Below are 21,075 nucleotides of genomic sequence, written 5' to 3'. Positions count from 1 at the left end.
CGTACAGTCAAGTGCGCCAGGGGATGTGGGAGATGACTCACTGTCGGAATCACGCCTCTCACACCGCCTCGCCGAGGGCCGCGATCACGTCCGCCTTGCGCGGTTGTCCGACGGCGCGCCGCACCACGCGTCCGTGGGCGTCGAGGACCAGCACCGTGGGCGTCTTGAGGATCTCCAGCTCCCGTACGAGCTCCAGCCGGGCCTCGGCGTCGATCTCGACATGGGCGACGCCGGGCACCATCGCGGCCACCTCGCCGAGCACGCGCCGCGTGGCCCTGCAGGGCGCGCAGAAGGCGCTGGAGAACTGCACCAGAGTGGCCAGCTCGCCGAGTCGCCCGCCCAACTCGTCCGGCCCCAGCCGCGTGTCCTCGTCCCGCTCGCGCACCCTTGCCCTCCTCCTGTCGTCGACTGCTCCAGCGCTCAGGGGACCGCGATGATTCCCAGGTGCGAGTGGCCGCCCCTATCGGGTGACGTGACGAGGATCTCGCCGTTCCCCGGCACCAGGACTGGCTCCCCGTGCGTTCTTGGGGCACGATCTGCGAGATGCCGTAAACCTACGGCTGCGTAACTTTCCGCCGGGAGCTCCCTTCCCAGGCAGAGAAGGAAGGTCCACCCCGTCCATGGCAGAGCTTGTCTACCGTCCCGTCGTCGGTCTCGCCCTCACGATGTTCAAGGCGTGGGACCTCAAGATCGACTGCAAGGGTTCGGAGAACATCCCACGCTCGGGCGGCGCCGTGCTGGTGAGCAACCACATCAGCTACCTGGACTTCATTTTCAACGGCCTGGCCGCGCTCCCCCAGAAGCGCCTGGTGCGCTTCATGGCGAAGGAGTCCGTCTTCCGGCACAAGATCTCCGGTCCGCTGATGCGCGGGATGAAGCACATCCCGGTGGACCGCAAGCAGGGTGAGGTGGCCTACCAGCACGCGCTGGAGTCGCTGCGCTCCGGCGAGATCGTGGGCGTCTTCCCGGAGGCGACGATCTCCCAGTCGTTCGCGCTGAAGAGCTTCAAGTCGGGCGCCGCCCGGCTCGCCCAGGAGGCCGGCGTCCCGCTGATCCCTATGGCCGTGTGGGGCACCCAGCGGCTGTGGACCAAGGGCCACCCGCGCAACTTCAAGCGCAGCCACACCCCGATCACGATCCGCGTCGGCGAGGCCATCGAGGCATCCAAGGACAAGTACGCGGGTGCGATCACCCGGCAACTGCGCGAGCGGGTCCAGGAGCTCCTGGAGGCCGCCCAGCGCGCCTACCCCGTACGCCCCAAGGACGCGAGCGACACCTGGTGGATGCCCGCGCACCTCGGGGGTACGGCCCCCACTCCGGAGCAGGTCCGCGAGGGCGAAGCCCGCTGAGAGCGCACTTGAGGTGCGCTGCCGGACCGTCCCCTAGGGGCGCATGGCGATCTGGGCTCCTGGGCTGAACTTCTCCAGTAGCTCGGCGAGTTCAGCAGCTGCCCGCTCCACCTCGGCGAGCGGCATGGGTGCGAGGCTCTCCAGCAGGAAGATCGCCGAGACGCTCTCCTCGGTGAGGCGGGTGCGCGGGCCCTGGCGCCAGTTCCAGCGACGGCAGGTCACGCCGGCCTCGTCGCACCACACCACCTCGCCGGCGTCGGGGTGTTCGACGGTTTCGGCGCCGTCGGCGACGGTCACGAAGGACTCGTCGCCGGTGGCCCGGATCAGCCGCATTCCGCCCTGGACGCGATCGAGGTCCTCGCCGCCCACCGGGATCAGATGCGCCACACTGATCGCGTTGTAGAGGTCGACGAGCAGATTGATCCGGGGCAGCCCGGCACCCGACAGCGCCCTCTTGGCCAGCGCCTCCGCCGAGTTGCGGGTGCGCGACGGCTTGGACCCGAAGGCCGTGTACACCTCCCGCCAGGCCGCCATGTGCGGGTCCTCGTGCGGGGCACGGCCGTCCAGACGTACGGCGAGACGGCGGGCCGCGTCGTCGAGGAGTTCGGAACTTCCGGCGGTGCTGGGTCCGTTGACGAGTCCGTGGGCCTCGATGGCGACGTGCGTGAAGCCCGGCGCGAGGGTGCGCACCTCGTCGGACACGGTCAGCGTGAGGGTCATGGTCGGCCTTGCCTCAGAGTGCGGTCGGGAGCGTCTGCCACAGATGCGGTCGGTCGGTCGCGCCCTGGAGAGCACCGAGGACGGCCGGGTGCGGTTTAGCATACAGGACCGGATAGTCCAACTCATTGGACTTCGGGTCGACCGGGAAGGCCAGCCGCTCACCGTTCAGGGAGAACTGCGCGTCCACGCCGGGCTTGTTGCCCCGGGGGTCCTGTCGATGCCAGGCGCCATTGAACCGGACGGCGACCAGACCGTGCACCACGTCGAACTTCTGATAGCACAGCGCCGTCGGGATGTCCTCGGCCCGCAGCAGCGCCGCCAGCGCATGGGCCTTGGCGTAGCAGATGCCGGTGCCCTGCTCCAGCACGTCGGAGGCACGCCAGGTGACGCGCAGGTCGCCGGAGTCCTGGGAGTGCGGGATGGTGTCGCGCACGAACTCGAACGCGAGCCGCGCATAGGCATACGAGTCCTCGGCCCGCCCGGCGAGGTGCGCGGCCGTCCGCCGTACCACCGGATGATCGTGGTCGATGACCTCGTCAGCGGCCAAGTAGGCGGAGAGGTCGGGGGTTTCCTGGATGAGCGCCATGGCCGCAGAGCATAGGAATGCGATCACCCGAGAGTCAATTCTTTTTCGGGTGATCGCATATTTATGCAGTGGGCTAGCGCGCCATCTCCTCCTTGAGCGCCGCCACGAACGCGTCCACGTCGTCCTCGGAGGTGTCGAACGCGCACATCCAGCGCACGACTCCCTCGGCCTCGTCCCAGAAGTAGAACCGGAACCGCTTCTGCAGGCGCTCGCTCACGTCGTGCGGAAGCTTGGCGAAGACGCCGTTGGCCTGTACCGGGTAGAGGATCTCCACGCCGTGCACCGCGCGGACGCCCTCGGCGAGCCGCTGCGCCATCTCATTGGCGTGCCGGGCGTTGCGCAGCCACAGGTCCTTGGCCAGCAGCGCCTCCAGCTGCACCGACACGAAGCGCATCTTGGAGGCTAGCTGCATGGACAGCTTGCGCAGATGCTTCATACGGCGGACGGCGTCCTGGTTGATCACCACGACCGCCTCACCGAACAGGGCGCCGTTCTTGGTGCCGCCCAGGGAGAGGATGTCCACACCGACGGCGTTGGTGAAGGTCCGCATGGGGACGTTCAGCGAGGCCGCCGCGTTGGCTATCCGGGAGCCGTCGAGGTGCACCTTCATGCCGTGCGCGTGGGCGTGCTCGCAGATGGCGCGGATCTCGTCGGGCGTGTACAGCGTGCCGAGCTCCGTGCTCTGGGTGATCGAGACGACCTGCGGCATCGCGCGGTGCTCGTCCTCCCAGCCCCAGGCCTGCCGGTCGATCAGCTCAGGGGTGAGCTTGCCGTCCGGGGTGGGCACGGTGAGCAGCTTCAGGCCGCCCATCCGCTCGGGGGCGCCGCCCTCGTCGACGTTGATGTGCGCGCTCTCGGCGCAGATCACCGCGCCCCAGCGATCGGTGACCGCCTGGAGCGCGACGACGTTGGCACCGGTGCCGTTGAAGACCGGGAACGCCTCCGCCGTAGGACCGAAGTGGCTGCGGATGATCCCCTGGAGGTTCTCCGTGTACGCGTCCTCGCCGTAGGCGACCTGGTGGCCGCCGTTGGCGAGGGTCAGCGCGGCGAGAATCTCCGGGTGGGCGCCGGCATAGTTGTCGCTGGCGAAACCGCGGAGCTCCGGGTCGTGGTGGCGACGCGCATCGGTCTTCGGGGGGTTCACGGCTTCTCGGTGAGCCACAGACGCTGTCCGTTCACTTCCGCGGCGGGCTTGTCCCAGACGCCGACGATGGCCTCGGCGAGATCCTTGACGTCCGTGAAGCCCGCGAACTTCGCGTTGGGCCGCTCGGCGCGCATCGCCTCGTGCACCAACGCCTTCACCACCAGGATGGCAGCCGCCGACGTCGCGCCCTGCTCGCCCCCGGCCTTCTTGAAGTAGTCGGCCATGGCCAGCGTCCACGCCTCCGCGGCCGCCTTGCCCGCGGCGTACGCGGCGTTGCCCGCGGTCGGCTTCGACGCGCCGGCCGCGCTGATCAGGATGTACCGGCCCCGGTCGCTGCGCTGGAGCGCCTCGTGGAAGGCGAGGGAGGTGTGCTGCACGGTGCGGATGAGCAGCAGCTCAAGGAAGTCCCAGTCGTCCAGGCTGGTCTTGGTGAAGGTCTCGCTGCCGCGCCAGCCGCCGACGAGGTGGACCAGGCCGTCGACACGGCCGAAGTCCTTCTCGATGCGGGTGGCCCACTCGTGCGTGGACTTCAGGTCCAGCAGATCGACCGTGTCGCCGACGACGGTGGCGCCGCCGTGCGCGTAGCTGGCCGCGTCCACGGCCGCCGCCAGCCGCTCCGGGTCGTTGTCGGAGCCGACGACAGTGGCGCCCGCCTCGGCGAGGCGCAGCAGCGCCGCCCGCCCGGCCGGTCCGCCCGCGCCTGCCACCGCGATCACCGCACCGCTGAGCGGCCCGTTCCCGTTCGCCATCTTGCCCTCCTGAGCCAGGTCCTCGGTACGGTCGCTCACGCGGCGACCCGCTCGGCGCCGTCCGCCGTGATGCCCTTGGTGGAGGCGATCACGTTCTTCAGCTTCTTGGACAGGGCCTCATAGAACATGCTCAGCGGAAACTCGTCGGGAAGCACGTCATCGACGAGCTTGCGCGGCGGCTGGGTCAGGTCCAGGGCGTCCGGACCCTTGGCCCACTTGGAGCCGGGGTGCGGGGCGAGGTAGGTGGAGACCAGCTCGTACCCGGCGAACCAGTGGACGAGCTTGGGGCGGTCGATGCCGTCGCGGTACAGCTTCTCGATGTCGGCGCACAGCTGGTTGGTGACCTGCGGGGCGCGCTGCCAGTCGATGAACAGCTTGTTGTCCGTCCAGCGCACGACGTCGTGCTTGTGCAGGTAGGCGAAGAGCAGCTGGCCGCCGAGGCCGTCGTAGTTGCGCACGCGCTCACCGGTGACCGGGAAGCGGAACATACGGTCGAAGAGCACGGCGTACTGCACGTCACGGGCCTGCGGGACGCCGTCGGCCTCCAGCTTCACGGCCTCCTTGAAGGCGGTGAGGTCGCAGCGCAGCTCCTCCAGGCCGTACATCCAGAACGGCTGGCGCTGCTTGATCATGAACGGGTCGAAGGGCAGGTCGCCGTGGCTGTGGGTGCGGTCGTGGACCATGTCCCACAGGACGAAGGCCTCCTCGCAGCGCTTCTGGTCGTGGATCATCGCGGCGATGTCCTCGGGCAGCTGAAGGCCCAGGATGTCGACGGAGGCCTCGGTGACCCGGCGGAAGCGGGCGGCCTCGCGGTCGCAGAAGATGCCGCCCCAGGTGAAGCGCTCCGGCGCCTCGCGCACGGCTATGGTCTCCGGGAACAGCACGGCGGAGTTGGTGTCGTAACCGGCCGTGAAGTCCTCGAACTTGATGCCGCAGAACAGCGGGTTGTCGTAGCGGGTGCGCTCCAGTTCGGCCAGCCAGTCGGGCCAGACCATGCGCAGCACGACCGCTTCGAGATTGCGGTCGGGGTTGCCGTTCTGCGTGTACATCGGGAAGACCACCAGGTGCTGGAGGCCGTCCGCGCGGTTCGCGGCGGGCTGGAAGGCCAGCAGCGAGTCCAGGAAGTCCGGCGCCTCGAAGCCGCCCTCGGCCCAGCGGCGCAGGTCCTTCACCAGGGCCTGGTGGTAGTCGGCGTCGTGCGGGAGCAGTGGCGACAGCTCCTCGACGGCCGTCACGATCCGGGCCACGGCGGCCTCGGCGTCGGCGGCGGCCGGGGCGCCCTCGGCCTGGAGGTCGATCGATCCGTCCTTGGACTGCCATGGCCGGATCTGCTCCACGGCATCCTTGAGCACGGGCCATGCCGGGTGCTCCACCACCCTGGCCGCAGGACGAACCTGCTCCCCCACACCCGACTGCACAAGAATTTCCGTCATGTCCCATCCTCCACGGGAGAACCTCTCGTCAGGACACCGTATGCGCACGAGGTTCCTCCCAGCAAGTGGGACCTCGGGAAATTATCCTGCCCGACCCCATCGTCACCGAACTTTTTCCTGTGGTACGGGGTGAAGGCACTCTCGCGGGGTAGACGCAATCTTTCAGCCGGTCAATGCCCGCGAGACTCGCCCACGGCCGGGTGACCGGCCGCCCGGGGCGCGCATGGCGGCCGACCAGGTACTGGCCGGATCCTTGCGTCCACGGGGCCGATCCCCGGTGTACGCACAGGTTTCATCCGGGGCCCCGGCGGTTAGGCTGCGGCCCTGCCGCGCGAACGCCCCGCTCCGGTCGTGCGCGCGCCGAGCCGCCGTCGACGGAAGCGAGTCGAACCTTGAACTTCCTTACCATCGGTCACCGCGGAGTGATGGGTGTCGAACCCGAGAACACCCTCCGTTCCTTCGTCGCCGCCCAGCAGGCCGGCCTCGACGTCATCGAACTCGATCTGCATCTGAGCAAGGACGGTCACCTCGTCGTCATGCACGACACCGACGTGGACCGCACGACCGACGGCAGTGGCCCGATCGCCGAGAAGACCCTCGCGGAGCTGCGCGCCCTGGACGCGGGCAAGGGCGAGCGGGTGCCGGTCCTCGACGAGGTCCTGGACGCCGTGACGGCGCCGCTTCAGGCCGAGATCAAGGACGTGGCCGCGGCCCGGGCGCTGGCCGAGGTGATGAAGCGACGGGACCTGGTCTCCCAGGTGGAGGTGTCCTCGTTCCACGACGAGGCGGTCGCCGAGATCGCCCGCCTGGTGCCGGGGGTGCGCACCGCGCTGATCGGCAGCCGCTTCGGCACCGACATCGTGGAGCGAGCCGTCGAGGCGGGTGCGGGAACGGTCTGCCTGAACATCCGCCGCCTCACCCTGGAGGTGGTGGAGGCGGCCCGCGAGGCGGACCTCAAAATCATCGGCTGGGTGGTGAACACCCAGGACCATCTGCGTCTCGTACGCGCCCTGGGCCTGGACGGCGCGACCACCGACTACCCGGAGATCAAGCGCACGGGACGCTTCACGGCCTGACGCTCAGCCGAGTTCCTTGGTCAGCAGCTCGAACTGGAGGTCGTCGCGCTGCGGGATGCCGAAACGCTCGTCGCCGTACGGGAAGGGCGTCATCCTCCCCGTACGGCGGTAGCCGCGGCGCTCGTACCAGGCGATGAGGTCCTCGCGCACGGAGATCACCGTCATATGCATCTCGGTGGCGCCCCAGCTCTCGCGGGCGGCGCGCTCGGCCTCCGCGATGACGACCTTGCCGAGGCCCGCGCCCTGGAGGGTGGGGCTGACCGCGAACATCCCGAAGTAGGCGTGGGTACCGCGGTGTTCGAGCTGGCAGCAGGCGACGACACGGCCGTCCCGCTCGACCGTGAGCAGTCGGCTGTCGGGGGCCTTGATGACCTCCAGCACGCCCTGCGGGTCGGTGCGCTGCCCCTGGAGGATGTCCGCCTCGGTGGTCCAGCCGACCCTGCTGGAATCGCCCCGGTAGGCCGACTCGATCAGCGCGACCAGCGCGTCGACATCGGCGTCGGTGGCGTCACGGAAGGTCAGTGCGGCGGCGGTCTCCATGGGGCGTGTCTCCACTTCTCGGCACTGCGCGGGCAGGGACGAGGGTAACCCGCCCCCGCTACGCTCCGGGATCATGGTGCATGTACTCAGCAGCAGAATCCTGCTCCGTCCCGTCGACCCCGACCGCTCCCGCGCCTTCTACGGAGATCAGCTGGGCCTCGCCATCCAGCGCGAGTTCGGTACGGGCCCCGAGCGCGGCACCGTCTACTTCCTCGGCGGCGGCTTCCTGGAGGTGTCCGGCCGCTCCGAGACTCCGCCTTCCCCCGCCCTCCAGCTCTGGCTCCAGGTCGAGGACGCGGAGGCGACGCACGAGGAGCTGCGGGCGAAGGGCGTCGAGATCGTACGGCCGCCGGTGCGCGAACCATGGGGCCTGATCGAGATGTGGATCACCGATCCGGACGGCACGCGGATCGCCCTGGTGGAGACACCGAAGGACCATCCGCTGCGGTACCGGCCCGGGATCTAGCCCGGCTGCTTCCGATGGCTCGGGTCCGGCGTGGGGGCTTAGCGTGCTGGAGGGGTCGCCCTCTCGGAAGGAACGCCATGAAGCTCGACAGGCCGGTGGCCGGCGGGCCCTGCTGGACCGAGCTAGGGACCAGCGATCTCGACGCCGCCAAGCGGTTCTACAGCCGCCTCTTCGGCTGGCGTCCCGAGACGGATCCGCGCCAGGAGGCGGGCGGTTACACGGTGGCCCACCTCGGGGACAAGGCGGTCGCCGCGCTGAGCCCGCTGTATCAGCAGTCGCAGCCCGTCTCCTGGAACGTGTCCTTCCTGGTGGCCGATGTGGAGGCCGCGGCGGCGCAGGCGGCGGCGGAGGGCGCCACGGTGCTGGTCGGGCCGATGGACATTTTCGATGTGGGCCGGTTCGCCGTGGCACTCGATCCGACCGGGGCCGCCTTCCAGATGTGGCAGGCCCGCTCCTTCCCGGGCGCGGGCCTGTTCAACGCGCCCGGATCCCTGGGCTGGGTGGAGCTCATGACCCGCGCCCCGGAGCGCGCCGTGGACTTCTACACCACGCTGTTCGGCTGGAGCGTCAACGCCTCCGAGCACTACACCCAGTGGGGCATCGACGGCGCCGACTTCGGCGGCTTGGTGACGATGGACGACAAGTTCCCGCACGAGGTGCCCGCGCACTGGCTGCCGTACTTCGCCGTGGCGGACGTCGACGACACAGCGGCCACCGCGACCGAGGCCGACGGAACCATCCTCATGGAGCCGACCTCGGTGCCCGAGGGCCCGCGGATCGCGGTGCTGCGGGATCCGCAGGGCGCGATGTTCGGCGTCTACCGCGCCTCCGACTACGACTGAGCCGCGGCGCGATGACCATCCCTCAGACGCGCAAAGCTCCCAGCCGCCCTTCCAGTCGCATCAGCAACTCGCCGAGCAACGCAGCCAGTTGGTCCTGCCCGGGCGCCTCCAGGTCGGACAGTACGGCCGTCTCGTAGGCGAGTTGCTCAGGCAGGATGCCGTCCACGAGGTCGCGGCCCGCGTCGGTGAGGCGGACATGGGAGACGCGGCGGTCGCGGGCGTCGGCGCGGCGCTCCACCAGGCCGCGCTCGGTGAGGTGTTTGAGGCGCTTGGTGACGGCCGCGCCCGAGGAGAAGGTCTCCCGTGCCAGCTCGCCCGGGGTCAGCTCGTGCCCGGTGCGGCGCAGCGCGCCGAGCAGGTCGAACTCGGGGCGGCTGAGCCCGGCCCGGCGCAGCGGCGCGTCCTCGGCCTGCTGGAGGAGTGCGGCGCAGCGGTTGATGCGGCCGATGATCTCCATGGGGCCGGTGTCCAGGCCGGGGTGGACGGCCCGCCACTGCCGGACGACGGCGGCGACCGTGTCGTCCCGCCCTCCCCGTGGCCCTGCCGCTTCGGCTGCCGTCATCGCCGTACGCCCTCCGTCGATCTGTGGTGCCGGGTGGTCGCGGCGAGCGTACGGTGTCCGGACTGTTCGGCGAGCACGACCCGCTCCTGTGGCAGGGCGCGCCGCCACCACTCGCCGGAGGCGGCGTCGACGGTGGCCCGCGGGTGCCGGGTTCGTGGGAGCCGCTGAGCTCCGTGGTGAGGGGCGCCATCGGGGTCACACCGACGCTGCCGAGCCAGTAGTTGCGGCTGATCTGACCCATAACCTTGGAAGGTGTTTTACTCGTGAAACATATGGGTGACCTGCCGTGCTCCCGTGAATGCTCCCCGTGTACACCCTTGCGCTTGGGTGCGCGCCGCATGGCCCGGGCATTCTCCGACCGACCGCGGGCGACTGCCCGGCACCGTCGAGCGGGGAGGGCGCGTGCATCTACCGGCTTCGCCCGGCTGGCTGCTGATCGCGCTGTGCGCGGCGACCGGGGCCTACTGTCTGCTGCGTATGCGCAGCAACGTCGAGGCACAGCGCCGGGCCGCGGGCGGCGAGGCGCTGATGGGCTTCGGCATGGCCGCGATGGCCGTGCCCGCCGCGGTGTTCACCCCGCCGTCGTGGACCTGGCCGGTCTACGCGGTCGTGTTCGGCGCGGCGGGGCTGCGCGCCCTGTGGGCGGCGCGGGCGAGCGCGCATCATCTCCACCATCTGGTCGGGACCTCGGCCATGGTCTACATGGCGGTCGCGATGGCCGCCTCCCCCGGCCACGGCGCCTCCGGCGTCCCCCTCGTGACGGGGGCGCTCCTGCTCTACTTCACCGGGTACGTGCTGCTGACCGGCGTCCGGCTGGTCCCGGTCACCGCGGGCGGCGGTGCCGTGCGCCTCGGCGACCGGCCGGAGTTGGCACGGGCGTGCCGGTTGTCGATGGGGATCGCCATGGTCGCCATGCTGCTCACGATGTGAGGCCCGTGACCGGTATCCCTTCAGGCTTGTGCCCCGCCAGTGTTGGCCTCGCGCCCCAGAAGTCGGCGAGTATCGCAGTATGCACACCCAGTCCGTCGACTCCCCGCCCCGATCGTCAGACCGAAGGCCCGCCGTCCGCTGGGCCGGCGCCCTCGCGCTGTGCTCCGCGTTGCTGCTGGCGCTGGTCGCGGTCCGGTGGCACCCCCTGATGACCCTCGACGGCGACATCGCCGAGACCACGCATCGCTGGGCGGTCGACGAGTCCGGGCTGACGCAGGCGTTCCGGATCCTGACGGACTGGGTCTGGGATCCGTGGACGATGCGCATCCTCTGCGCGGTCGCGGTGCTGTGGCTGCTTCTGCGGCACGCGGCGCGCTGGGCGGCCCTGTGGCTGGCCGTCACCACCGCGCTGAGCTCCGCGCTCCAGCAGGGCATGAAGGCCGCCATGGACCGCTCCCGTCCCGTCTGGCCCGACCCCGTCGACTCCGCCCACTACGCCGCCTTCCCCTCGGGCCACGCCATGACCGCCACGGTGGTGTGCGGCCTCCTGCTGTATCTGCTGCACCGCCACGGCGCCGGCCGCGCGGTGTGGCGTACGGCCGTGGCGGTGGCGGTGGTCTCCGTGGTCGGCGTCGGCCTGACCCGGGTGTGGCTGGGCGTCCACTGGGCGTCGGACGTCGTCGGCGGCTGGCTGATGGGCGCCGCGCTGGTGGCCGCGGCGGTGATCGTGTACGGCCGTCGACGGTCCGACGGTCCGGACACTCAGCCGATCTTCCCGCGTCGGCGATCGTCTTCCCCGTAGGGTTCGAACATGACCGCCGTCCTGTTCGACTTCTCCGGCACCCTCTTCCGTGTCGAGTCCGCCGAGTCCTGGCTGCGCGGGGCGCTCGCCGAGCGGCAAGTGGAGCTGACCGAGCCGGAGTTGACCGAGGCCGCGGAGGCGCTGGAGCGGATGGGAGCACTGCCGGGCGGACGGAGTCCGGCGTGGCTGCCGGAGGATGTCGCGAGCGTCTGGGGCGTCAGGGACAAGAGCCAGGAGCTGCACCGCGCCGCATACACCGGCCTGTCCCGGCACGTCCCGCTCCCCGACGAGCGGCTGCACGACACGCTCTACGACCGCCATATGACGCCCGCCGCCTGGGATCCCTACCCCGACGCGGCCGAGGTGCTCGGCGCGTTGCGGGAGCGCGGGGTCGGGGTCGGGGTGGTCAGCAACATCGGCTGGGACCTGCGGCCGGTGTTCCGTGAGCACGGCCTGGACCGGTATGTGGACGCCTACGTCCTGTCCTTCGAACACGGCATCCAGAAGCCGGACCCCCGGCTGTTCCGGGCCGCCTGCGCCGAGCTCGACGCCGATCCGCGCGAGGTTCTGATGGTCGGCGACGACCGCAGGGCGGACGGCGGTGCCGCGGCGCTGGGATGCGGGGTGCACTTCGTGGACCATCTGCCGGTGTCCGAACGGCCGGACGGACTGCGGCCGGTGCTGGAGTTGCTCGAGGGCCGTCCGCCCGCGGACTCCGGGATCGGCGCCTGAGAAGTCGCCCAGGCCACCATCAAGGGGAGTGCACGCCTTCCTTGGGCGATCCCCCGCGTCGCCCAAGGCAGGCGGCAACCCGAACCCGGTCGGCGAAGAGCCTGACCGGACACGCTGAGTATAGTTGGCTGGCAGCCAGTCAACGCAGGAGTTACAGCATGTCCCCGCGAAGCGCCTCGGTCAATGAAGAACTGCGGCGGCGTTCTCGGGAGCGGCTCCTTCAGGCGGCGGTCGAGCTCGTCAGCGAGCACGGCTACGAGGCCACGACCCTGGGCGACATCGCGGACCGGGCCGGTTCGGCGCGCGGTCTGGTCTCGTACTACTTCCCCGGAAAACGCCAGCTCGTCCAGTCCGCGGTGCACCGGCTGATGCATTGCACCCTGGAGGAGGCGCTGGAGCGGGAACCGCGCACCGAGGACGGCCGGGAGCGGATGGCCAGGGCCATCGACGCGATCCTGGGGCTGGCCCGGGACCGGCCGGTGCTGATGCGCCAGCACATGGCCGGCATCCTCCAGGCCGAGGGCTTCGTCCAGTGCCCGGAACAGCGCCGTCTCGCCGAACTGCTGCGGGACACCTGCGCCCGGCACGGCTCGATGAACGTCGACACCGACTACCCGATGCTGCGCGCCCTGCTCATGGGCGCGGTCTACGCGGCGTTGGTCCCCGGGGTGCCGATGCCCGTGCCGGTGCTGCGGGCCGAGCTGTTCAAGCGCTACCGGCTCGACTGGGAGATGGGGATCCCACCGGACGCTGCCACCCCGGCCGACGGCCCGCACGACACCGACCTGTCGCGCTTCTTCGCGACCGGGGAGAATCCGCCGACCTGAGTCTTCCCGTTCAGCGCCGAGCATGACGCGGCGTCAGAAAGCCCGCGTCGCGCGCCTGGGAGATCAGTCTGAGCGAATTGCGGCGGCTGTGCCCCGTCGCGCACATCACCGCCAGGACGGGATCGAACCCCTCCTCCTGAGCCGCCCGGTACTCCTGGGCGATCAGCCACCGCCCCTCGACGCCACGCGGCCAGGCGGGCCGGGCACGCCGCGACCCGACCGGTTCCCCCTCGCCGCCGTCGGCCTCGCTCCGCGGCTCCTCGGCCACCCCGCAGGCCTCGAACAGCGGCTCCTCGATCCAGTCGGCGAGCTCCGTCAGATCGTGCAGGGACAGCGCCGGCTGCGCCCGTACGTCCTCGATGGAGACGCACCCCTCGGACACCACGGCCAGCGCGTCGACCCGGGCACCGTCGGCGAACGCGAGACGGACCTGGAACCACGAGGTCACGCCCTCGCTCTCCTGCACTTCCCACGCGGGCCACACGGACACCTGGCCGTCCGTCGGACAACGATCAGAAAGATTAAGAAAGGATGCTTCCAGCACACACGGAACGTAACCGCATCATCACATTCCAATCGAAGGGACACGCAAGGCCACTCCGCGCCTGCACCCTGTCAGCACAGCACCGCGGATGCGATGCTGGAAGCACCAGCGCTCTCCTGAGAACCCACGGGTGAGGAGTTTCGCCGTGCTGCATGTCGCCGTCGTCGGCTCAGGGCCGAGCGGGTGTTACACCGCGCAGGGTCTTGTCCAGCAGGATCCCGCGGTGCGCGTCGACGTCCTGGACCGTCTGCCCTGCCCGTACGGCCTGGTCCGGTACGGCGTGGCCCCGGACCACGAGAAGATCAAGTCCCTGCAGAACAACCTGCGGACCGTACTGGAGCACGAGCGGGTGCGGTTCCTCGGCGGGGTGCAGATCGGCGCCGGCGGGATTCCGGCCGCCCGGCTGCGCGAGCTGTACCACGCGGTCGTGTACTGCGTGGGCGCCGCCACCGACCGTCACCTCGGGATCCCCGGCGAGGATCTGCCGGGCAGCTGGTCGGCGACCCAGTTCGTGTCCTGGTACAGCGCCCATCCGGACGCCGTCGACGACGGTTTTGTACGCGGCGCGCTGTCGGCCGTGGTGATCGGCGTGGGCAATGTCGCGGTGGACGTGACCCGCATGCTGGCCCGGGGTACGGCGGAACTGTCCCCGACGGACATGCCCCAGACGGCGCTGACCGCGCTGGGCGCGAGCCGGGTGACCGACATCGCCATGGTGGGCCGGCGCGGCCCCTCCCAGGCCCGTTTCACCACCAAGGAACTGCGCGAGCTGGGCTCCCTGCCGGACACGGACGTCACCGTGGACCCGGCGGAGGCCGCCCTTGACCCGGCCTGGTCCGACCCTTCCGCCCTGCCCGGCGCCCAGCGCCGGAACGTGGAGGTACTGCGCGGCTGGTCCGATACCCCGCCGACGGGCGCGGGCCGCCGGATCCACCTGCGCTTCTTCCTGCGCCCTGTCGAACTCCTCGCCGAGGAAGGGCGCGTGGGCGCGGTCCGCTTCGAACGGACGGCGCCCGACGGCCAGGGCGGAGTGACCGGAACCGGCCGATTCGAGGTGCTCCCGGCCCAGTTGGTGCTGCGCTCGGTGGGCTATCGCGGAGTGCCGCTGGAGGGCCTCCCGTTCGACCCGGCGACCGGAACGGTGCCGAATCTGGCGGGGCGCGTCCTGCGCGACGGCGTGGTCACGCCGGGCGAGTACGTGGCCGGCTGGATCAAGCGGGGCCCGACGGGGGTCATCGGCACCAACCGCCCGTGCGCGAAGGAGACGGTGACGTCGCTGATCGAGGACGCCGCCGTGCTCGTGGGCAAAGAGGTCCCCGAGGATCCGCTGACGGCGCTGCGGGCGGAGGGGGTCGAGCCGGTGACGTGGGCGGGTTGGCAGGCGATCGAAGAGGCGGAGGCGGAGCTGGGGGCGAGGCTGGGCAGGCGGGTGGTGAAGCTCGCGGACTGGCGTTCACTACTGACTGCCGCGCACGGAAACGCAGGCTGAGGGGCGCGGGGCTGCAAGCGATGTGCGGCTACCGCCGCGCGGGCGCGACCAGCCCCCACCGGCCCGCAGCGGGACACGGACCGGAAACACATCAGAAATCAACAAACTGTTCAAGGGGCCTACGGTCTCGCCCATGACCACGCACCCCGTAGACGAAGTCCCACCCGCCCGCCAACTGGCCGCTTTCGGCCTCCAACACGTCCTCGCGATGTATGCGGGCGCCGTCGCGGTCCCGCTGATCGTCGGCGGCGCGATGAAGTTGCCGCCCGCGGACCTGGCGTACCTGATCACCGCCGACCTCCTGGTGTGCGGCATCGCCACGCTCATCCAGTGCATCGGCTTCTGGCGCTTCGGCGTACGGCTGCCGATCATGCAGGGCTGCACCTTCGCGGCCGTATCACCGATGGTGATCATCGGTACGACGGGCGGCGGACTGCCCGCGATCTACGGCTCGGTGATCGTCGCGGGGCTGGCGATCATGCTGCTGGCACCGGTGCTCGGCAGGCTGTTGCGCTTCTTCCCGCCGCTCGTCACGGGCACGGTGATCCTGATCATCGGCATCTCCCTGCTGCCGGTCGCGGGCAACTGGGCCGCGGGCGGCGCCGGTTCGGAGGACTTCGGGGAGCCCAAGAACCTCGCGCTTGCGGCGTTCGTGCTGGCGGTGGTCGTGGGCGTGCAGAGGTTCGCGCCGGTCTTCCTGAGCCGGATCGCCGTGCTGGTCGGCATCGTCGTGGGGCTCGCCGTCGCCGTGCCGTTCGGGTTCACGGACTTCGGCGGGGTGTCCGACGCGGACTGGGTGGGGATCAGCACGCCGTTCCACTTCGGCGCGCCGACGTTCGAGGCGTCGGCGATCGTGTCGATGCTGGTCGTCGCGCTGGTGTGCATGACCGAGACGACCGGTGACTTCATCGCGGTCGGCGAGATGACCGACCGCAAGGTCGACTCGCGGTCCCTGTCCGACGGACTGCGCGCGGACGGCCTGTCGACCGTGCTCGGCGGCGTCTTCAACACCTTCCCCTACACGGCGTACGCGCAGAACGTGGGCCTCGTCGGCATGACCCGGGTGCGCAGCCGCTGGGTCGTCGCCGCCGCGGGCGGCATCCTCGTCCTGCTCGGTCTGCTGCCCAAGCTGGGCGCGGTGGTGGCGGCGATACCGGCGCCGGTGCTGGGCGGTGCCGGTCTGGTGATGTTCGGGACGGTGGCCGCGAGCGGCCTGAGGACCCTGGCCCAGGTCGACTTCAAGGGCAACAACAACCTGACGGTGGTGGCGGTTTCGGTCGCGATGGGTGTGCTGCCGGTGGGTGTGCCGACGATCTACGACGAGTTCCCCGACTGGTTCCAGACGGTGATGCACAGCGGGATCAGCGCCGGGTGTCTGACGGCGATCGTGCTGAACCTGCTGTTCAACCACCTTCCCTCGAAGACGTCTGTCGAAGTGACGGCACGCGAGGAAGTCGCCTAACGGTTCAACCGCCGTACGATCTCCTCCAGTGGCGGCAGCGCCCGCTGGCCCGCCAGCGCCAGCGCGATCGCCCCGGCCACCCCGGTCCAGGCGATCGGGCCGAGCGGAGTGCAGCCGAACAGGCGGCTGACGCCCGGGGTCTGGACCACGGCCACCAGGACGGCGGCGGAGCCGAGGGAGGTGACCCGGACCAAGGGGCTGTCGCGGCGGTCGGCGAGGGTCTGGGCGAGCTGGGTACCCACCACCGCGCACAGGGCCATCGTCGTGGAGCGGCGGGCCGAGCCCGGGGTGAAGCGGCCGATGAGCCAGGCGGCCACCGCGCCCAGGGTCGTGGTCATGGCTCGGTGGCGGATCTGTTCCATCAGCGGGGCGCCGAGCAGAGAAGTGCCGAGGGGCTTGTCGTCGTGGGTCTCCTCGTCGCTCGGGTCCTGGTGCGGGGTGACCGAGACGGCCATCGCCGGGAACAGGTCCGTGAACAGGTTGACCAGCAGCATCTGCCGGGTGGACAGCGGCGCGGACCCGGCGAGGAGCGTGCCGACGATCCCGAAGCCCACCTCACCCGCGTTGCCGCCGATGAGGATGGCGATGGCGTCGGCGACGCTGTGCCACAGGGCGCGGCCCTCGGCGATCGCCTCGATGAGGACGGTGAGGTCGTCGTCGGTGAGCACCAGGTCGGCCGCGTTGCGGGCAGCGGCCGAGCCCCGGGCGCTGATGCCGACGCCGATGTCGGCGGCGCGGATGGCGGCCGCGTCATTGGCGCCGTCGCCGACCATGCCGACCACCCGGCCCGCGTCCCGCAGCGCCTCCACGACCTGGAGTTTCTGCTCCGGCGCGACCCGGGCCACGACACCGACGTCGTGCAGCATGCGGGCCCGCTCCGACCGGTCGGCGTGGGCCAGTTCATCGCCGGTGGCCACGGCCGTGTCCTCGGGCCAGCCCAGCTCCACGGCGATGGCGCGTGCGGTCTGTGGATGGTCGCCGGTGAGCATGACCGGCCGTACGCCTTCCTCGCGCAGCCCGTGCACCAGCGCCTGGGAAGTCTCGCGCGGGACGTCGGCCAGGCCGAGCAGGCCGGTGAACTCCAGGTCCCGCAGGGGTTCTTCGAGTACGGCCGCGTCTTCCGTCCGCTGCCCGCGCCGGGCGACCGCGAGGACGCGCAGGCCGTCGCGGGCCAGGGTCTGGGCGGCCTTGGTGGCGTGGTCGGGCAGGTCGCGGCAGGCGGGCAGGACGGTTTCCGGGGCGCCTTTGACCACAAGCATGCGGTCGTCGTCCTTGGTGTGGCCCACGGCGGCGGCGTAGCCGCGGGCGGCCTCGAAGGGCAGGTCCCCGGTCTGTGTCCAGTCGGGGTCCTTGTCGGCCGCGTCCAGGACGGCCTCGTCGGTGGCGTGCACCGGGCGGTCCGAGTCACCGTCGAGGACCGGGCAGGCGCGGGCCGCGATCCGCAGGACGTCCGCGCTCCTCTTCTCGTCCGGCTTTCCGGTGGTGCCCTCGGCGTCGGTGACGCGGACGAGGCGGAGGCGGTTCTCGGTGAGGGTGCCCGTCTTGTCGAAGCAGAGGGTGTCCATCCGGCCGAGGGCCTCCAGGGTGCGCGGGGCCCGTACCAGGACGCCCCTTTGGCTGAGCCGGCGTGCGGCGGCCAGTTGGGCGGCCGTGGCGACGAGCGGCAGTCCCTCGGGAACGGCGGCCACCGCCACCGCCACGCCGCCGCTGACCGCCTGTCGGATCGGGGTGCCGCGCAGCAGGGACAGTCCGGTCACCGCGGCACCGCCCGCCATGGTCAACGGCAGGGCCTTGGCGGTGAGTTCCTGGAGCCGGGCCTGCACCCCGGCCGACGGGGGCTTGCGGGCGGCGAGGGAGACGGCACGGGAGGCCTCGGTGCGGTCACCGGTCTCCACGACCATGGCCCGGGCTTGGCCGGCGACCACGGTCGTGCCCTCGAACACCATGCAGCGGCGGTCGGCCACGGGCGCGTGCGGAGTGGGGGCCGTCTGCTTGTCGACCGGCAGCGATTCGCCGGTGAGCGCGGATTCGTCGACCTCCAGGCCGTCCTCCCAGAGGAGACGCCCGTCGGCGGGGACCACGTCGTCGGCCTTGAGCTCGATGATCTGGCCGGGGATGAGTTTGGCGGCGTCGACGGTGCGCGGGGACGTCGCCCCGTCCGCGGATCCGTCCGGCGCGAGGCGGGCCCGCCGTTTCTGCTCGGCCACCAGCCCGGCCAGGGCACGCTCGGCCCGTAGCCGCTGCACGCCGCCGACCAGGGCGTTGAGGTCGAGGGCGCCGACGACGAGCAGCGCGTCCACCGCCGAGCCGAGGATCGCCGAGGCCGCCGAGCCGACCGCCAGCACCGGGGTGAGCGGATCGTCCAGCTCGCCGCGTACGGCCCGCGCCAGCTGCACCGACCAGCGGACCGGGGCCAGCACGGGGACGCGTCCCGCGGCATCGGCCGCCCGGTGGACGCGGGTCGTCGCCTGCTCCACGACCGACAGCTCCCCCTCGGCCCGGCGGCGCAGCCGGGACCGTACGTCGGAGAGCCGCAGGGCGTGCCAGGCCACCCGCGCGCGGGGGTGCGGAGCGCGGGTCGCCGCCACGCCGACGGCGGCCCGCGCTCCGGACACCAGGGCGAACGCTGCGCTGAGGTCGACGGGAGCGTGCCGCAGCCCCGGGACGGGGGCGCGCCGGCCGCGCCGGGACTCGCTGATAGCCACCAGCAGCCCGGAGAGCGCGGCACCGGACCTGGCCAGCGTCTGCGATCTGCTGCCCACTTTGCGGGCGGCGGGGACGGAGGTGAGCAGTCGCCATACGTCGGCGAGGCCGCCCGGGGCCACGACGTCCGCGCCCCACACCACGGCCGCGTCCCGGTCCGCGAGCGCGACGGCCACGTCGGAGCCCAGGAGCCCCTTCAGGACGTCGCTGTCGTCGGCCGACTCCGGCCGGGCGACCGTGACGACGCCTCCGTGCTCACGCAGCGACTCGACCACGTCGGGCAGCGGACGGTGGTGTACGACGCGGTCGGCGAGGGCGGTGAAGTCCTCCAGGGCGGGATGGTCGACGACCACGACGCGCAGACCGGCGTGGCGGGCGGCGTCCAGGACGGCCTCGGTCCAGGGGTCCGCGCCCGCCTCGCCGTCGGTGCACAGGGCGCTGGGGTGCAGGACGAGCGTGTGGGCGGTCTCCAGTCGCCGTACCCGCTCGGGGTCGCGGACGAGGACTCCGGTGCGGGCCAGGGCGCAGCCGAGGACGGCGTTGAAGGCGGCGGGCCCGTAGCGGGCGGCCTTGGGCGAGCCCGCGAGGACGGCCTCGGCGGCGTCGGCGGCGTCGTGCTTGACCAGCAGGGTCGCGAGGGCGCCGGCCACACTGCCGGTCTCGGCGTGGTTGGCGTACTCGTGGGCGGGCGTGGAGCGCAGGGGCGGGCGGGGACAGACGTCCGGGGACACGTCGACGCGGTCGGGTGAGCAGAGCCGGTCGTGGACGGTGTCGAAGGCGGCGGCCCGTGCCACGGTCTCCGCGAGCTGGAAGGCGCGCAGGGTGCCATCCAGCAGCAGGGAGGTCGGGGTCTGGCCCGCGCCGTGCGCGGCGGCGTTGGCGACGGCCAGGAGCAGGTCGGTGCGGGAACGGCCGTAGCGCTCGCGGAGCAGGCCGCGGAAGCGGGGGTTCTCGCGCAGCAGGGTCACGGCCGCGGTGATGAAGCGGGGCGAGGGCGGCAGCCGTAGCGCGTACGTGGTGAGCGCGGCACCGGTGCCGATGGCGTCGGCCAGGAGCGCTGCCGCGGCGGTGCGGATGCCGGCGGGGTCGCCGGGGTGCGTGATGTCCTCGACCGAATCGTCGCCCGGGCCGAGTCCGTGGCGTTCGGCGAGGGCGCTCGCCCTCTCCAGCACCCGGTCCGTGACGGCTTCCTCGCGCGCGACCACCACCAGGCGGGCCAGTCCGCCGTCCCAGTAGGCGTACGCCACCTCCGGATGCTCGGCGAGGGCCCTGGCCACGCGCCGCGCGGCAGGGGCCGTCCCACCCTCCCGCCGCGCCCGGTCCGACACGGGCCGCAGTGCCAAGTGCGCCCGCCTGCCCGAGCGCCAGTGGTCCTCGCCGCCCGGCAGCGCGTTACGGGCGACGCGGGTCACCCTGACAACGGCGTCAGCACTCCTCACCCCGGCCCGCGCCGTCCCGGCCACGGCGCCGGCGGCGGCCCCCACGGCGGGCGCGGCTCCGCGCGCCAGCAACCGGGGGGCGCCCAGCACCAGTCCGGCAGCGGCGGCGGGTCCTGTCAGCAGGCCCATGGCAAGCCTCAGCTCGTGGTGCGGCTGCTGCGGCGGGCGGTGGACGGCTTGCCGGACGGGGCCTTCTTGGCCGACGCCTTCTTGGTTGCGGGGGCCTTCCTGGCCGGAGCCTTCCTGGCCGACGCCTTCTTGGCCGGAGCCTTCCTGGCCGACGCCTTCTTGGCCGGAGCCTTCCTGGTCGGCGCGGATGTCGTGCTCGTGGTTGCCGACTCCTCATGAGGTCGCGGCTGGGTCAGCCAGGCCGCGGCCGCCACGGTGACAGCGACGGGCCACTCCACCAGGCCCGCGACGCCGAGCAGACCGGCCCCGGTGTATACCGCGATCCGCCGCCCGCGCGGCGATACGGTGCCGATCGCGTCGAGCGCGCCTTCGGCCGCCTTGCCCACGGTCCCCGCGCCCGGCACCTTGCCGAGCGCCGAAACGGTCATGCGCAGCGGCTGCGGCAGTGTGGTCGACGATGTCTCGTGTGCCATGACTCTTCTCGCCTCCCGAGCCGATCTCCGCAGGACACCTGCGGATCTCTTCTTGATCCGGCGGGTTCCCGGGATTCG

General features: G+C 71.5%; 22 protein-coding genes. 11 read left to right on the top strand and 11 right to left on the bottom strand.

From position 1 onward, the window contains the following. Positions 1 to 58: 58 nt before the first annotated feature. Positions 59 to 424: a thioredoxin family protein gene (locus H4N64_RS00950; protein ID WP_186280242.1), complete on the bottom strand. Its 366-nt coding sequence runs from the start codon at positions 422 to 424 to the stop codon at positions 59 to 61. Positions 425 to 620: 196 nt separating this feature from the next. On the opposite strand from H4N64_RS00950, the gene H4N64_RS00945 reads away from it, so the two are divergent. Further along, positions 621 to 1,349 (top strand): lysophospholipid acyltransferase family protein, encoded by a 729-nt coding sequence (locus H4N64_RS00945; protein WP_186279941.1) that lies wholly within the window; start codon positions 621 to 623, stop codon positions 1,347 to 1,349. Between the two features lie 33 nt (positions 1,350 to 1,382). On the opposite strand, the gene H4N64_RS00940 is transcribed toward H4N64_RS00945, so the two are convergent. The 5 genes from H4N64_RS00940 to H4N64_RS00920 form a co-directional block, all read right to left on the bottom strand. Beyond that, positions 1,383 to 2,069, bottom strand: coding sequence for a B3/B4 domain-containing protein (locus H4N64_RS00940; protein WP_186279939.1), 687 nt, complete (start codon positions 2,067 to 2,069; stop codon positions 1,383 to 1,385). A 13-nt stretch (positions 2,070 to 2,082) separates the two neighbouring features. Continuing rightward, on the bottom strand, positions 2,083 to 2,655 hold the full coding sequence (locus H4N64_RS00935; RefSeq protein WP_186279937.1) for a transglutaminase domain-containing protein: 573 nt from the start codon (positions 2,653 to 2,655) through the stop codon (positions 2,083 to 2,085). Positions 2,656 to 2,728: 73 nt separating this feature from the next. Next, the gene (locus tag H4N64_RS00930) at positions 2,729 to 3,799 is read right to left on the bottom strand and encodes an aminotransferase class V-fold PLP-dependent enzyme (RefSeq protein WP_186279935.1); all 1,071 of its coding nucleotides are present in this window, start codon (positions 3,797 to 3,799) and stop codon (positions 2,729 to 2,731) included. Further along, positions 3,796 to 4,548 carry an SDR family oxidoreductase gene (locus tag H4N64_RS00925; protein WP_186280240.1) on the bottom strand — a complete coding sequence of 251 codons (753 nt, stop codon included), beginning with the start codon at positions 4,546 to 4,548 and terminating at the stop codon, positions 3,796 to 3,798. Before H4N64_RS00925 ends, H4N64_RS00930 begins: the two co-directional genes overlap by 4 nt. A 35-nt stretch (positions 4,549 to 4,583) precedes the next feature. Beyond that, positions 4,584 to 5,981: a DUF6421 family protein gene (locus tag H4N64_RS00920; protein WP_186279933.1), complete on the bottom strand. Its 1,398-nt coding sequence runs from the start codon at positions 5,979 to 5,981 to the stop codon at positions 4,584 to 4,586. A gap of 392 nt (positions 5,982 to 6,373) precedes the next feature. On the opposite strand from H4N64_RS00920, the gene H4N64_RS00915 reads away from it, so the two are divergent. After that, positions 6,374 to 7,057, top strand: coding sequence for a glycerophosphodiester phosphodiesterase (locus tag H4N64_RS00915; RefSeq protein WP_186279931.1), 684 nt, complete (start codon positions 6,374 to 6,376; stop codon positions 7,055 to 7,057). 3 nt (positions 7,058 to 7,060) lie between these two features. On the opposite strand, the gene H4N64_RS00910 is transcribed toward H4N64_RS00915, so the two are convergent. Continuing rightward, positions 7,061 to 7,597, bottom strand: a complete 537-nt coding sequence (locus H4N64_RS00910) for a GNAT family N-acetyltransferase (protein WP_186279929.1) — start codon at positions 7,595 to 7,597, stop codon at positions 7,061 to 7,063. A 73-nt stretch (positions 7,598 to 7,670) separates the two neighbouring features. Here H4N64_RS00910 and H4N64_RS00905 point away from each other — a divergent pair, with 73 nt between their 5' ends. Together H4N64_RS00905 and H4N64_RS00900 are read left to right on the top strand one after the other, a co-directional pair. Then, a complete protein-coding gene (locus H4N64_RS00905; RefSeq protein WP_186279927.1) occupies positions 7,671 to 8,063 on the top strand; it encodes a VOC family protein in 393 nt (130 codons plus the stop codon). Positions 8,064 to 8,140: 77 nt separating this feature from the next. Further along, the gene (locus H4N64_RS00900) at positions 8,141 to 8,905 is read left to right on the top strand and encodes a VOC family protein (protein WP_186279925.1); all 765 of its coding nucleotides are present in this window, start codon (positions 8,141 to 8,143) and stop codon (positions 8,903 to 8,905) included. A 22-nt stretch (positions 8,906 to 8,927) separates the two neighbouring features. On the opposite strand, the gene H4N64_RS00895 is transcribed toward H4N64_RS00900, so the two are convergent. Continuing rightward, positions 8,928 to 9,467: a MarR family winged helix-turn-helix transcriptional regulator gene (locus H4N64_RS00895; RefSeq protein WP_186279923.1), complete on the bottom strand. Its 540-nt coding sequence runs from the start codon at positions 9,465 to 9,467 to the stop codon at positions 8,928 to 8,930. A 53-nt stretch (positions 9,468 to 9,520) separates the two neighbouring features. Here H4N64_RS00895 and H4N64_RS00890 point away from each other — a divergent pair, with 53 nt between their 5' ends. From H4N64_RS00890 to H4N64_RS00870, 5 genes are all read left to right on the top strand, one after another. After that, a complete protein-coding gene (locus tag H4N64_RS00890) occupies positions 9,521 to 9,688 on the top strand; it encodes a hypothetical protein (RefSeq protein WP_186279921.1) in 168 nt (55 codons plus the stop codon). Positions 9,689 to 9,869: 181 nt separating this feature from the next. Next, on the top strand, positions 9,870 to 10,397 hold the full coding sequence (locus tag H4N64_RS00885; RefSeq protein ID WP_186279920.1) for a DUF5134 domain-containing protein: 528 nt from the start codon (positions 9,870 to 9,872) through the stop codon (positions 10,395 to 10,397). A gap of 79 nt (positions 10,398 to 10,476) precedes the next feature. Beyond that, entirely contained in the window at positions 10,477 to 11,199 is a 723-nt protein-coding gene (locus H4N64_RS00880; RefSeq protein ID WP_186279918.1) for a phosphatase PAP2 family protein, read from the top strand. A gap of 9 nt (positions 11,200 to 11,208) precedes the next feature. Further along, the gene (locus H4N64_RS00875; protein ID WP_186279916.1) at positions 11,209 to 11,931 is read left to right on the top strand and encodes an HAD family hydrolase; all 723 of its coding nucleotides are present in this window, start codon (positions 11,209 to 11,211) and stop codon (positions 11,929 to 11,931) included. Positions 11,932 to 12,089: 158 nt separating this feature from the next. Beyond that, positions 12,090 to 12,758, top strand: coding sequence for a TetR/AcrR family transcriptional regulator (locus H4N64_RS00870; protein WP_186279914.1), 669 nt, complete (start codon positions 12,090 to 12,092; stop codon positions 12,756 to 12,758). 10 nt (positions 12,759 to 12,768) lie between these two features. Here the strand turns inward: H4N64_RS00870 and H4N64_RS00865 are convergent, their stop codons facing one another. Continuing rightward, a complete protein-coding gene (locus H4N64_RS00865; RefSeq protein WP_186279912.1) occupies positions 12,769 to 13,248 on the bottom strand; it encodes a DUF6214 family protein in 480 nt (159 codons plus the stop codon). Between the two features lie 199 nt (positions 13,249 to 13,447). On the opposite strand from H4N64_RS00865, the gene H4N64_RS00860 reads away from it, so the two are divergent. Together H4N64_RS00860 and H4N64_RS00855 are read left to right on the top strand one after the other, a co-directional pair. Further along, positions 13,448 to 14,791 (top strand): FAD-dependent oxidoreductase, encoded by a 1,344-nt coding sequence (locus H4N64_RS00860; protein ID WP_186279910.1) that lies wholly within the window; start codon positions 13,448 to 13,450, stop codon positions 14,789 to 14,791. Between the two features lie 133 nt (positions 14,792 to 14,924). After that, positions 14,925 to 16,253, top strand: a complete 1,329-nt coding sequence (locus H4N64_RS00855; RefSeq protein WP_186279908.1) for a nucleobase:cation symporter-2 family protein — start codon at positions 14,925 to 14,927, stop codon at positions 16,251 to 16,253. On the opposite strand, the gene H4N64_RS00850 is transcribed toward H4N64_RS00855, so the two are convergent. After that, positions 16,250 to 20,524 carry a cation-translocating P-type ATPase gene (locus H4N64_RS00850; protein ID WP_186279906.1) on the bottom strand — a complete coding sequence of 1,425 codons (4,275 nt, stop codon included), beginning with the start codon at positions 20,522 to 20,524 and terminating at the stop codon, positions 16,250 to 16,252. The two genes, H4N64_RS00855 and H4N64_RS00850, sit on opposite strands and share 4 nt — an antisense overlap. A gap of 8 nt (positions 20,525 to 20,532) precedes the next feature. Continuing rightward, positions 20,533 to 20,997: a hypothetical protein gene (locus H4N64_RS00845; protein WP_186279904.1), complete on the bottom strand. Its 465-nt coding sequence runs from the start codon at positions 20,995 to 20,997 to the stop codon at positions 20,533 to 20,535. Between the last annotated feature and the right edge of the window lie 78 nt (positions 20,998 to 21,075).

Source organism: Streptomyces cupreus, assembly GCF_014257025.1.
GTDB classification, from domain to species: Bacteria; Actinomycetota; Actinomycetes; order Streptomycetales; family Streptomycetaceae; genus Streptomyces; species Streptomyces cupreus.
Note: the sequence above shows the minus strand (reverse complement) of the source record. Positions and strands in the feature narration are given on the sequence as shown.